A 13,117-nucleotide genomic window follows, 5' to 3' on the forward strand; every position below is an offset into this window, starting at 1 on the left:
AATCTTAATGCTTGGCAGCCCACTTAATTCACCGTGTCATATTGTTTTTTAATGATGATTTTTGGGTGCGTGTTCTCAAATTAATCAGGATTCGACCTAAGTACTACAGATTTTTTAATGGCAGACATTCATAGTAAATACATCGAACCAAAAACAAGATTCTCAAAAGAGGAAAGGCGATGGAAATGGTATTGTTGGTCTTAGAAAAATCCATCTTATTAGTGGGAATTGGGTGTGTGCTGTTCAGTTTGCTGGAATACGGAAAGCGTAGCCAAGATTGGAAAGGTGTTATCACGGTATTTTATAAACGGGTAGATATGACCGTGAACGAGTTCAAGTTTTATAAATTTGGCGTCAGTTTATTGGTCTTTGCTGTTATCTTAAGGATCGGCGTTTTAACCTTATGGCCTTAATGATAGGTTTGATGATAACTCAATGATAATTATGGGATTTCACTAGATGTGTTATTGACTTTACAGTCAGTTTATGGATGCTATCTGACATAAAGTATCATAAAAAAATTTAAAATATCAGACTAGTAAGAAAAAAATCACAGCCTATAATGCTGAAAACCGGAGCGTCTGCCAACGCTCCGGTTTTTTTGTGTCCGAAAGATATAAATACTTCTGCCAAAGAATTTGTATCGCCTGCACAATAGATACATTGCTGCTTGTACCTCTTGGGCACATACATTTTATGTAATAAAGGAAATTTGCATTATGCGTATCGAACAAGAACTTAAGTTAGGCTTCAAAGATGTGTTATTCCGCCCTAAGCGTTCAACACTAAAAAGTCGCTCTCAAGTAAATTTAACGCGAGATTTTACGTTTAAGCACAGCGGACGTCAATGGTCAGGTGTACCGGTTATTGCCGCTAACATGGATTCTGTGGGTAGTTTTGATATGGCGAAAGCGCTATCAGAGCATGGTGTGATGACGGCAGTACATAAACATTATACGGTGGAAGACTGGAAAGGTTTCATTGAAGCTAACGATGCAAGCGTATTAAACAATGCGATGGTTTCAACGGGTACTTCAGAAGCGGATTTTCAAAAGACCAAAGACATCATGGCAATGACCGATGATTTAATTTTTATTTGTATCGACATTGCTAATGGCTACTCTGAGCACCTTGTTGATTACGTGATGAAAGTACGTGAGGCATTTCCTGATAAAGTGATCAGTGCGGGTAATGTAGTAACCGGCGATATGGTTGAAGAGTTGATCATTGCTGGAGCCGATATTGTTAAAGTGGGTATTGGCCCAGGTTCTGTGTGTACAACGCGCGTAAAAACAGGCGTGGGTTATCCTCAGCTTTCTGCCATTATTGAATGTGGCGATGCCGCACATGGTTTAGGCGGTATGATTATTGGCGATGGCGGCTGTACTTGTGCCGGAGATGTGTCTAAAGCCTTCGGGGGCGGCGCAGATTTCGTGATGCTAGGCGGCATGTTAGCTGGTCACCAAGAATCTGGCGGTGAGCGCATTGAGAAAGAAGGCAAAGTGTTCATGAAATTTTACGGCATGTCATCTCAGTCAGCGATGGACAAGCATTCTGGTGGTGTTGCCAAGTACCGCGCAGCAGAAGGAAAAACCGTATTAATTCCATTCCGTGGCACTGTGCATGACACCATCAATGACATCCTTGGTGGCGTACGCTCAACCTGCACGTACGTTGGCGCGGCCAAGCTTAAAGAGCTAACTAAGCGTACTACTTTTATCCGTGTACAAGAGCAAGAAAATAACGTGTACGGTAAAGAATAAGCGGATGGTTTTAACCCTAGCCTTATAGAAAGACCTATTTATCAAGTAACCGTTTTGACACGCTTTGTAGGCGTTTTAAAGCGGTTATTTTTTTATTGTTTGACATGTGAAATTTCATATATATGATATTCCGTATATTAAAGAGCAAAAGAATCTACTTATGTCACCATTAACCTTATATAAAGCGCTGTCGGAAGAGACTCGTTTAAAGTCATTGTTGATGATGCAACAATTGGGCGAGATTTGTGTGTGCGATTTGATGCAAGCACTAGAGTTAAGTCAACCTAAAGTATCGCGTCATTTAGCCGAATTGAGGAAGCATGCCATTGTACTCGATGAACGTCGGGGCAAATGGGTACATTATCGAATCAACCCTAATTTACCTGAGTGGGTAAAAGATATCTTGCAAATTACGCTGAAAAATAATGCGTCATTAATTGATAAAGAGTTATCGAGTATTTGCAAAGGGCAATGTAATAGCGATGCAAAGTTATAGTTTGAGATCATGAATTGGGAATCAAAACGATGAGTAATACGGTTGAATCAGTTGAAGTATCAGCATCTAAAAAAATGAGCTTTTTAGATCGATATTTAACGCTATGGATCTTCTTAGCCATGGCTATTGGGGTGGGAATTGGGGTGTTATTCCCACAAGTTGGTGAATGGAATGAAAGCATGTCGGTGGGCTCAACGAATATTCCATTGGCTATTGGCTTAATTTTAATGATGTACCCACCTCTGGCTAAAGTAAATTACAGTTTGTTGGGTGAAGTGACTCGAGATAAAAGAGCCATCACACTGTCTTTAATCATGAACTGGATTGTTGGGCCAATCTTAATGTTTGCCTTAGCGATCATATTTTTACGTGATTATCCAGGTTACATGACGGGCTTAATCTTGATTGGTTTAGCGCGTTGTATTGCGATGGTATTGGTCTGGAATGATATCAGTGGTGGTAATAAAGAATATGGGGCGGCTTTAGTTGCATTAAACAGTGCTTTCCAAATTGTGACTTATAGCTTTATGGCATGGTTATTTATCACGGTATTGCCTCCTTATTTCGGATTAGAAGGTTTTGAAGTTAATATCACGATTTTAGACATTGCGGAAAGTGTGCTGATTTACCTAGGTATTCCATTTTTAGCTGGTTTTTTAAGTCGTAAATGGTTAGTCGCAGCAAAAGGCGAGCAATGGTATAACGATGTGTTTATTCCTCGTATTTCACCTATTACCTTGATTGCTTTACTCGCAACTATTGTTCTAATGTTTAGCTTAAAAGGTGAAATGATCATTGAACTGCCATTGGATGTGTTAAGAGTGGCGATTCCTTTAGTGATTTATTTCCTACTGATGTTCTTCTCAAGTTTTTATATTGGTAAGAAAATGGGTATTCCTTATGATCAAAATGCGTCAATTGCCTTTACTTCATCAGGGAATAACTTCGAATTGGCGATTGCGGTGTCGATTGCGGTATTCGGTTTGAATTCTGATCAGGCGTTTGCAGGTGTTATTGGGCCTTTAGTCGAAGTACCGGTATTAATTGCGTTGGTAAATGTTGCATTGCGTATGAAGATGAAATATTACGCGCCAACGGAAAAATAATATCATACTAATTAACCTCAACCGCGGATAACTAGAAGTCACTCAATACCGCACTCTGGGAGTCTAACTTCGTTAAAATCAACTCAATAGGCCAGCTATTGACTTATGATTTTGCCTTGTTATTCATCCCAAATTGCAGCATTGAGAGAAAGTAACCAACCTTAAGTACCTGATAGATATTTTTATCAATTATATATCAATAGGTTAGAGTTGTTATTGTGACACTCTTATTCGCAGTTGAGGTTAATTAAATGGTCAGATAATGAGTACTATTAATCCATATTGATTAGTATTCAAATAGCCAGCTCGGTGGAAAGTGACAATCTTTCACCGAGCTGTTTTTTAGGATCAAAGAAAAGGGTTAAGCAGCGCTGGTAGGGGTGGCATCTCGACATAAGGTTATCCAAGCTTCTGCTGCTTTTGGAATATAACGTTGGGTATGCCAGATTAACCCCAATGACCACTGCATTGATTGCGCCATTGGTTTTACTAATACTCCATCGTCTTTGACTCGATGGCATAAAGGTTGAGGTAAAAAAGTGACGCCATTGCCACTTTTTACTAAGGCCACCAAAAAGTCCCATTGGCTACTTCGAGCTGACACTTGGGGGCGAAATCCTGCTTGCTGACAACGTTGATCGATAAATTCACTTAACGTAAATTCTTTGGTGTAAATATAAAAAGGTTCATGCTCTAACGCCTCCCAGGTTAAGACATCAATCCCTCGCCATTTAGAAGTATTGGGAACGATGGCATGAACGGGGTAGTTGTCTAATGCGAGCTTAGAGAAGTCATTATCTCGCTGGCTTTCTAGCATGGTCAATGCCACATCGATTTCACCTTCCATTAAGGCTTGTTTAATTCTTTTGCCCCCGTATTCAACAATAGTGAGTTCGACATTAGGATATTGTTGCTTATAACGGCGGATTAATGCGGCGTATAAGTGGCCGACCATAGGAGGGATACCCAAGCGTAAATGCCCGCGTTGAAGTTGCTCTAAATCTTCAAGTTCAGCGTGCATTTGCTCTAGTGATTCCAAGAGTGTGATGGCACGTTGATAGACGATCTCACCCGCCTCCGTGAGCCAAAACCGTCGACCTTCACGATAAATTAGCGGTTGACCAATCGATGACTCCAAATTTTTGATCATCTTACTGATGGTGGGTTGGGTGACGAATAACCGTTCTGATGCTTTGGTAAAGCTTTTTTGTTTTATTAATTCAACAAAATAGCGTAATGCTTTGATATCCATAAACTCTCTATCAACTATTTCTAAACGCAATAATTAATGATTTGAAGTATTCCATTTTGGCATAAATTTGATAATAAAAATTCATTTTTTGATGGTTTTGAACAGGAATATACTGCCTCTATTATTTTTAATGGACTCTTATCAATGTTAAAGCGTGTTTTAGTGACTGCATTTCAAATCGTTATTTTTTCTTTTATTTGGTTATTGGCCGATTGGATGGTCAAGGGGTTACATTTGCCTATTCCCGCCAATTTAACCGGTATGTTACTGCTATTAATGCTCTTGTTTGCCAAAGTGATAAAAGGCGACTGGTTACGCAGTGGCGCAACATGGTTATTGTCTGAAATGTTGTTGTTCTTTGTGCCTGCAGTGGTGGCTGTAGTGAATTACCCTGATCTTATGCTACATGAAGGATTAAAAATTCTTGCGGTGTTATTTTTTAGTACCATTTTGGTGATTGGAGTCACCGCTTTAGTGGTGGATAGGGTATATCGCTTAGAATTTAGGTTAGCCAGTCGCAAAGCCATCAATAAAATGCAAAATGAAGCTGCGCGAGTAAACTAATATGAGTGCCTTTATGAGTTACCTTCTGGGCGTGTCATGCTTATTCATGACCATCATTTTTTATTACTTGAGTAAGTATTTTTATCAGCGTAAGCCGAGTATTTTATTGATGCCGTTAATGCTCGCTCCAGTGTTGTTGATTTTGGTAGTGGTGGCATTTCGTATTCCATATCAAACCTATATGAGTGATGCGCATTGGTTATTGTGGATGTTAGGCCCTGCAACAATCGCCTTTGCCATTCCGGTCTATGATAATCGTAAATTAGTGGCACGCCATTGGTTGTCGATGTCGATTGGTGTTGGTGTTTCTGTGATCGTGGCAATTGGCAGTACTGTTATGATGGCAAAGTTATTTCACTTATCGGAAGTGTTACAACGAAGCTTAGCTATGCGTTCCATCACCACACCCTTTGCGGTAGAGGCAACCAAATCCGTTGGAGGGCAGGTGGATTTAACCGCTTTGTTTGTGGTGATCACAGGGGTCATTGGAATGGCGGTCGGTGAGTCGATTCTAGCTTGTTTATCGATCCGTTCTCATTTAGGAAAAGGAGCCAGTTTGGGTGCCTCTGCTCATGGTGCTGGGACGGCAAAAGCGTATCAATTAGGCAGTTCAGAAGGCGTGGTTGCCAGTATGGTTATGATGATTGCTGGTGTTGTGACGGTGTTAATTGCTCCATGGATTAGTCCGCTGTTTTGGTAAGTGATGTAAGCTAACTTTACAGAAAATTCTGACATAAATGATGGTAAATATAAGGTTCGTTTTATGGGTTTTTGTTTTATAGTGTAAGGGCTTAATCTTTTTAGGAGTCTGATGATGAAAGCAATAATGGCGATAACGGCAACAGTAGGTTTATTGATTGGTTTTAATGTTAATGCTGCACAAAATTGTGAAGATTTAAAAGGTTGTGAAGCTAAAATATGTCATATTGAAAAGCAACTTGATATGGCTAAGCAAAATAACCACACCAGAAAAGCTGAAGGCTTGAATAAAGCATTAGAAAATGCCAAAGACAACTGCTCATTAGGTGGTTTGCAATCTGACCTACAAGATGACATTGCCGATATAAAAGATGATATAGCAGAGCACCAAGATGATTTGGCTGAAGCTATGGAAGATCATGACCAAGAAAAAATTGATAAATACCAACAAAAAATCGAAGAAGATCAAGAGAAATTAACAACGCTACAGGCAGAGTTACAAAAATTGAAATAACTGAGATCATGAAAGCATTGAGGTTAAGTACTTAATGTTTCAGATTTGATGAGCTGGTTTGAGCGATCTTATCTAGTAGGTAAATTAGCTCGTTAGTAAATTAGCGCGTTGGTAAAAAACAAAAGCAGCGGATTAGGCTGCTTTTGTTTTTGGTATTTAATTGTATATTTTCTTTAATAATGAAGCATTAAGTCATTATTAAGTAAAAGATTAACGTTTATTACGCAAATAACGTTTACGACGCTCTTCTTTCTTTTTCGCTTTTTCTTCGGCTTTTTTCTCTGCCTGAATTTCTACATCAATCAATTCTTGAGTGATCATCTCCGGCAGTTCTAAAGTAATTTGACCGAGTGTGCCATTACGCAATTCATGTAAGAGAATCTCAGAGGCTTTATGGAGATCGATTCGGCCCCCTGCACGTAATGCGCCACGCTTACGACCAATTTCTTCCATCAGCTCGATTTCAGTGTCAGGCAGTTGGTCAATGCTATAACGTTCTTTGAGTAACTCCGGGTAATGAGCGGCGAGGTATTCCACGGTATAAAACGCCACTTCATCGTATTCCATTGCCGTATCTTTTACTGCACCTGTTGCCGCCAGACGAAAGCCGCTGTGTGGGTTTTCTACTTTTGGCCATAAAATTCCGGGCGTATCAGACAACACGATACCATTTTGTAAATTGATACGTTGTTGACGACGAGTAACGGCTGGCTGGTTACCCGTTTGGGCAATAGTACGGCCTGCTAAAGTATTGATGATAGTAGATTTACCAACATTGGGGATGCCCATGATCATGGTGCGAATATCTTTACCAATATCGGTACGATGTGGAGCAAGCTTACGACATAGCTCCATGATCTTATGCACTTCTTGAGGATTTTCGGTAGTGATAGCCATGGCTTTTACGCCTTGCTCTTTCTCGAAATGCTCAATCCAAACCTCAGTTAACTCAGGATCCGAGAGATCTCGTTTGTTAAGAACTTTAATACAAGGCTTATCTCCTCTAAGCTTTGATATTAATGGGTTCTCACTTGAAAATGGAATACGGGCATCCAATACTTCAATGATGACATCGATTTTTGGGATGACTTCTTCGATCTCCTTGCGAGCTTTGTGCATATGACCGGGAAACCATTGGATATTGCCATTAACCATTTGAAAAATAACCTTTTATTTTTATTGTTAAGCTGGTGGTTATCAAGTGATGTACCAGAAGTACTTTTAATATCACCTGAAGGTATGACAGCATTGTTGTGAGCATTTTAACACTTTAACCGTTAGGACGAAAATTTTAGTCGATTTAAAAAACATCTAATTTGTCAATTGATGAAGTTTGTTTTCTTGCTTAGCCTAGGGAGTCTATATAGGCTTAATGATTAATCACGTGTATGCACTCTGAAGTATTTACGCATATCTAGAAGAATAAATATGGTTTCAATTCTTCAAAATTCCCAATGATAATCTGCTGACTTTTAGGGTTGGAATCAAGCACATTAATGTCGATGTTGTAAGCGTCCAAAACATAGCGAAGTAAGGCTGCATTGGCTTGTATTTGGAGGATATTTCCTTCCATACCGTAATCACAGGCAATAACTGAAGCCTGAGCCTCGGTCAAGCGTGGATCTGGTTTTAATTCGACGTGAAGTGCACTATTCCATAGTTCGTCACTGCCTTTTCCCATTACTTGTTTATCTTCAAGGCTGGGGATACTGCGAATTCGACTCAATACAAAGTCCCGATAATCTTTTGCATGTTCACAGTAAGCTCGAACATGCCAACGTAGTGGGGTACAAATTAGCGTGTGGGGTGAAATGATCCGTTCTACTTCGATTCCTTCTTTAAGCGATGTGTAGCTTATATCTACACGTTTTTTATCGTAATCATACTTTGCTAGATGTGGTTTTTGTTCAGTCGCCTTATGAGTTCAAGGGGCCATATGTGTGACTTTGTGACGAGTAAAAGCTTTGATAATTTGTGTTAGAGTGTGTGTTGGTATTAAGTCGCAATCAACGCCATATTCCATAATTGGCTTCTTACCTGTCGTAGGGAAACTCACTAATTAACAACAAAGCTATGTTGTTATTGTGTCGATCTTTTCTGAAAAAGTATAATTTTGGCTGAAATGATGAATTTTTTGTCTGTCCATACCAATGACATACCAATAGGCTAGTTCTATTATGGATCTCAGAACTCGAAAGCAATTTGTAGGAGCCGAGATGAAACTTGATATATCAGAATTTCCGTTTGTTTGGATGGACTATATGCCGTTAGAAGACGATCCCGTAGATGAGGTTTTGCAGCAGATAAGAGGGCTTCTAGATAGGAATGAACCATTCGTATTTATTAGTCGAAGCTTTCCAGAGGGCGACAGTTCAAATCAGGAAAGCAAGGAAGACCGTCATAAGGTTGCTGTCTGGAAGAAGGAGAATAAGCATGATATTCATCAGTTTATTAAGGCTAATATTCAGATCGTTAGTGACACTAATCAACAAGCAAGTATTGACGCTTTCTCTGAATTATTTGAACGTTTTTGGGGCTATCCAATGTTTACTGCTACAACAGAGCAAAAAGCCTATCTTAAGGCATTTACGTTACTCGCTAGCTGATATTTAAGGAACATTAATGTTCATAACTAAGGTTGATCCTCAATCCGTTGAAGATATAACACATTCAGTCGTAGTTATTGGTCTTGGAATGGTAACAGAGCAGTGGGAACTGCCTTTCCATACCCATGGTAAAGCGGAATTATTGTTCGCTGATACTGGTTTGATCACGGTAGAGACAAAAGATCACTTATGGGTTGTTCCGCCTCAAGGAGCGGTATGGATTCCCGGGGGCGTGGAACATCGAGCAAAATGTAGTGGCAGTCCGAGAGGTTTTGTTGTGTTTGTCGAACCGGGAATCGTCGAAGGGTTGCCTGAGAAATGCAGTACCATTTCGGTCTCTTCATTTCTGCGCGCGCTACTTGAACGTACAGCTGTGCTTCCTCTAGATGATAAGCATGAAGGAAGTGCTGCACGTCTGATTGCTGTTTTGCTTGATGAAATTATATCAGCGCCTCTTGAATTGTTTAACCTACCAATGCCTTCAGATATGCGTTTACGTGAGATGGTTGATGCTATGTTTGCATCACCTTCTGAGAGAGTCACACTTGAACAATGGGCTGGGCGCATAAACATGAGTGAGCGGAATATGTCTCGACTTTTTACACTCGAAACAGGATTGAGCATTAATCGCTGGAGGCGGCAGATGCATGTTGTAAAGGCTTTACCTTTACTTGAACAAGGAGAATCAATCCAAAATATTGCTGAGACACTTGGTTATGAAAGCTCCGGATCCTTTGTCACGATGTTCCGTAAAGTTACCGGAACTCCGCCCAAACGTTTTATTACCGATCGTATGGCTAACGTACATACACCTCTGAACGTGCCAGAGGCCGGATTCTATGAATATTAATTAATTTCTTATAACGCCAGGCTCACTATAAAGTGCGGTTCTGGCCGGCAATCCAAAAAAATATTATATCTGATGAAAGTCAATATTTTCGTCGTGGTAGGCGTACGCCTGTAATTTTATTCTAATTAAATTTAATCAATCTAGGTTATTTATTTAAATTTTAAACAACATTGTAAATTCTCATGAATATTAGGAGATGAATATGAAACATAATAAAAAGGTTATTCGTGGCGGTACTTTATTAACCATGGATAAAAACCTTGGTGACGTTATTAACGGTGCCTTATTAATAGAAGATAATATAATAAGCGACATCAGTGCTAATCTTCATGAATTTGATCATCACGAAGATGCTGAATTCATTGACGCAGAAGGCGCAATTGTCATGCCTGGAATGGTGGATGCTCATCGTCATAACTGGATGTCTCTTTTCCGTGGTGTCTCAACAGAAGAATCGTTACCAGCATTCTTAGTCAACACATTTTATGCTTTCGGAAGCGTATTAACCGCTGATGATATGTATGCCGCTGTACTTTCAGGAAATATCAGCGCACTTAACGCTGGAACAACCACTGTCTATGAAATTAATGATTGTGTTAATTCCCCTGAACATGCAAGCAGCGCTATCCAAGCCATGAAAGATAGTGGTATTAGAGGTGTTTATGCTTATGGTATGCAAGTTTATGATTTCAAACCAGCAGGATTTAAAACACAAGATGAGCGTTTGAATAACGCTACAGAAATAGCGAATACAGAATTTAATGGTCAAGATCGCCTCAGTATGGGGATGCTAATTTCTGATCTTGGAACTGTCCCATTTGATTATACTGCCACGCAAATAAATCTCATTGATAAATTAGGTATTAAATGTGTTTCTCATACTGGGGCCGCAAAAACTTCTGTACTCTTACGCGGTTTGAGAGAATTAGATGACCATGGACTGTTGAGACCGGGTCATTTGCATGCACACAGCAACGGATTAACTGGTGAAGACTGGAAGTTGATTGCGAAAACAGGAGGCTATGTAGTTAGTACCCCTTCAAGTGAACTGCAAATGGGGATGGGGTATTTACCTTATCAACCATGTGTTGAACACGATATTCCCTTTGGCCTTGGTACGGATCTTACCGGTGTTACCACTGATGATCTGTTCACACAAATGAATATTGCACTACAAATTGAACGTGCACAGGCAAACGATAAGGTACATCAGCGTGACACGATGCCATTTGAGATCACACCGACTGTGCGTGATGCGCTTTATTGGGCAACGATGGGGGGGGCTGAAGTTATGGGTCTTGCAGATAAAATTGGTTCGCTGAGTGTCGGGAAAAATGCAGATATTATTATTATCCGACACACGGAAGGATTTGTACCTACGATGAATGTGGCAGGTAGTGTAGCCCAAATGACGAAAAGTACGGATATAGACACCGTTATTGCTGACGGGGTGATTAGAAAACGTCATGGTATGTTAGTGGGTTATGATCTGAAAAAAATAGAAAACCTATCACAGACAGCATTTAATATGCTTAAACATAAAGCAAAATCCTTTACTTCACTTTCAGCTGTAGATGTTGAAAAATTCTTCAAACTCGCCGAGCGTAAGGCAACATATCACTTTGCCCAAGCGTATAACGATGATTATTTCGAAAAAATGATGAAATAAAATTCCAAGTTGATAGGCGCTAACCGTCATCAGATATTGTCTGATGACGGTTATTTTTAATTGGATATTTATATATCACTTTAAGTAAGTGGCGTAATTTTATGAAAGGGGAAAAATAAATGCAATTAGCTCAAAAAAGTGTTAACTCACCATATTTAATGTTAACTGTTTTAATGATAGGAGCCTTTTCCGGTTTATTTGGAGAAACAGCGTTAAACATGGCTCTGACTACTTTAATGGATGAGTTTTCTATTACTTCTGGCATTGCACAATGGTTAGTTACTGGTTACTTATTAACATTAGCGGTATTTATGCCTATCTCGGCTTTTTTGATGCGATGTTTTAATACAAAGAGCTTGGTTGTCAGTGCCATTTTCATTTCTTTTGCAGGATGCATGATTGCAGTCGCCTCGACAGAGCTACCGACTCTAATGTTAGGGCGTGTAGTACAAGCTGTGGGTACGGCTATTATATTACCTATATTGATAAGCTGTGCTTTACTCATCTTTCCTATGCAAAAACGTGCCGCTGTCATGGGAATTGTGGGGATTGCTATTACATTAGCACCCGCACTTGGGCCTACATTATCAGGTTTTATTATCACATTTATAAATTGGCGTGCGATTTTCATGATAAGCGCATTAATTTATTTTATTATTTTTATTTTAGCGATAAGAGTGGTTGAAAATATAGGAGATATTACCCGACCTAAGATTGATATTATATCTATTGTACTTTCTACAATTGGATTTAGCGGCATAATCTATAGCTTTGCAACGTTGGCCGAAAATTCGTTTTCATCCGTCACTGTTTGGGCACCTCTTGCAATAGGGATCATTAGTCTTGGTGTCTTTGTATGGCGACAATCGAATATCACAGAACCAATGATAAATTTACAAGTATTTAATAATCAAACGTTCATAGTCGGACTGCTTCTTATGATGATATGTATGATGAGCATACTTGCCACGGCTATTATTTTGCCACTTTACTTAATAGAAGTATTATTATTACAAGCGGCTTTGGCGGGGATGTTTTTACTACCGGGAAATCTCTTGAATGTCTTATTTTCGCCTTTAATTGGGATACTATATAACCGTTATGACTCCAAGCTACTTGCAGGTTTGGGAGCCGTGTTTATCTTGATCAGCGCGTCAGCTTTTCTATTGCTAATGAATCAAGCAGCCTTACCGTGGCAGGTTACCATTGCATTTATGTGTTTATGTATTGGGGTTACTTGTATTATTATGCCTGCACAAACGGCCGCCCTCAGCGCTTTACCTAAAGAATTATATTCTGACGGTTCATCCGTCTGGAATACATTTTATCAAGTTTCAGGTGCGGCAGGTTCTTCAATAGCGATTACTATAATGACTAATACTCATGACAATGTATTGAAGAATGGAAGAGTAAAAGAAGAAATTACTGCCTTAGCGCTAGGCGCTCACTCCGTTTTTTATTTATTATTATTTTTTGGTTTTATTGCTTTAATATTAGCCTTTAAATTAAATAAGCCACATACCGTTCTCAAATCTTAAACAAAATAAACAACAGTTTTGTAGCAGTATGATTGAGTTGAAAAGGTAATCAGTAAAATT

General features: G+C 39.4%; 13 protein-coding genes and 1 pseudogene. 11 read left to right on the top strand and 3 right to left on the bottom strand.

The window, feature by feature from the left end; translation table 11 throughout:
- Window positions 1-179 precede the first annotated feature (179 nt).
- From VCA1004_RS12300 to arsB, 4 genes are all read left to right on the top strand, one after another.
- Entirely contained in the window at window positions 180-413 is a 234-nt protein-coding gene (locus VCA1004_RS12300; RefSeq protein WP_086980745.1) for a hypothetical protein, read from the top strand.
- A gap of 306 nt (window positions 414-719) precedes the next feature.
- Window positions 720-1,763, top strand: coding sequence for a GMP reductase (locus tag VCA1004_RS12305; RefSeq protein WP_086980746.1), 1,044 nt, complete (start codon window positions 720-722; stop codon window positions 1,761-1,763).
- Window positions 1,764-1,923: 160 nt separating this feature from the next.
- Window positions 1,924-2,259 (top strand): metalloregulator ArsR/SmtB family transcription factor, encoded by a 336-nt coding sequence (locus VCA1004_RS12310; RefSeq protein WP_086980747.1) that lies wholly within the window; start codon window positions 1,924-1,926, stop codon window positions 2,257-2,259.
- A gap of 29 nt (window positions 2,260-2,288) precedes the next feature.
- Complete coding sequence (gene arsB / locus VCA1004_RS12315) at window positions 2,289-3,365, top strand: ACR3 family arsenite efflux transporter (RefSeq protein WP_086980748.1); 1,077 nt, start codon at window positions 2,289-2,291, stop codon at window positions 3,363-3,365.
- Window positions 3,366-3,726: 361 nt separating this feature from the next.
- On the opposite strand, the gene VCA1004_RS12320 is transcribed toward arsB, so the two are convergent.
- Entirely contained in the window at window positions 3,727-4,617 is an 891-nt protein-coding gene (locus VCA1004_RS12320) for a LysR family transcriptional regulator (protein WP_086980749.1), read from the bottom strand.
- Between the two features lie 144 nt (window positions 4,618-4,761).
- Here VCA1004_RS12320 and VCA1004_RS12325 point away from each other — a divergent pair, with 144 nt between their 5' ends.
- The 3 genes from VCA1004_RS12325 (at window position 4,762) to VCA1004_RS12335 (ending at window position 6,394) form a co-directional block, all read left to right on the top strand.
- On the top strand, window positions 4,762-5,181 hold the full coding sequence (locus VCA1004_RS12325) for a CidA/LrgA family protein (protein ID WP_086980750.1): 420 nt from the start codon (window positions 4,762-4,764) through the stop codon (window positions 5,179-5,181).
- Window positions 5,182-5,194: 13 nt separating this feature from the next.
- Window positions 5,195-5,881, top strand: coding sequence for an LrgB family protein (locus VCA1004_RS12330; RefSeq protein WP_408646917.1), 687 nt, complete (start codon window positions 5,195-5,197; stop codon window positions 5,879-5,881).
- 111 nt (window positions 5,882-5,992) lie between these two features.
- Window positions 5,993-6,394: a DUF1090 domain-containing protein gene (locus VCA1004_RS12335; RefSeq protein WP_086980752.1), complete on the top strand. Its 402-nt coding sequence runs from the start codon at window positions 5,993-5,995 to the stop codon at window positions 6,392-6,394.
- A gap of 210 nt (window positions 6,395-6,604) precedes the next feature.
- Here VCA1004_RS12335 and ylqF read toward each other — a convergent pair whose 3' ends face one another.
- Window positions 6,605-7,549 carry a ribosome biogenesis GTPase YlqF gene (ylqF, locus tag VCA1004_RS12340; protein ID WP_086980753.1) on the bottom strand — a complete coding sequence of 315 codons (945 nt, stop codon included), beginning with the start codon at window positions 7,547-7,549 and terminating at the stop codon, window positions 6,605-6,607.
- Window positions 7,550-7,808: 259 nt separating this feature from the next.
- Window positions 7,809-8,270: pseudogene (locus tag VCA1004_RS12345) on the bottom strand (WYL domain-containing protein); the annotation flags it as partial.
- 340 nt (window positions 8,271-8,610) lie between these two features.
- Here VCA1004_RS12345 and VCA1004_RS12350 point away from each other — a divergent pair.
- From VCA1004_RS12350 to VCA1004_RS12365, 4 genes are all read left to right on the top strand, one after another.
- A complete protein-coding gene (locus VCA1004_RS12350) occupies window positions 8,611-9,000 on the top strand; it encodes a hypothetical protein (protein ID WP_086980754.1) in 390 nt (129 codons plus the stop codon).
- A 16-nt stretch (window positions 9,001-9,016) separates the two neighbouring features.
- Window positions 9,017-9,850 carry an AraC family transcriptional regulator gene (locus VCA1004_RS12355; protein ID WP_086980755.1) on the top strand — a complete coding sequence of 278 codons (834 nt, stop codon included), beginning with the start codon at window positions 9,017-9,019 and terminating at the stop codon, window positions 9,848-9,850.
- Window positions 9,851-10,052: 202 nt separating this feature from the next.
- A complete protein-coding gene (locus VCA1004_RS12360; protein ID WP_086980756.1) occupies window positions 10,053-11,519 on the top strand; it encodes an amidohydrolase family protein in 1,467 nt (488 codons plus the stop codon).
- Window positions 11,520-11,638: 119 nt separating this feature from the next.
- Window positions 11,639-13,057 carry a DHA2 family efflux MFS transporter permease subunit gene (locus VCA1004_RS12365; RefSeq protein WP_197715842.1) on the top strand — a complete coding sequence of 473 codons (1,419 nt, stop codon included), beginning with the start codon at window positions 11,639-11,641 and terminating at the stop codon, window positions 13,055-13,057.
- Window positions 13,058-13,117 lie beyond the last annotated feature (60 nt).

It is taken from the genome of Vibrio aphrogenes (assembly GCF_002157735.2).
Lineage (GTDB): Bacteria > Pseudomonadota > Gammaproteobacteria > Enterobacterales > Vibrionaceae > Vibrio > Vibrio aphrogenes.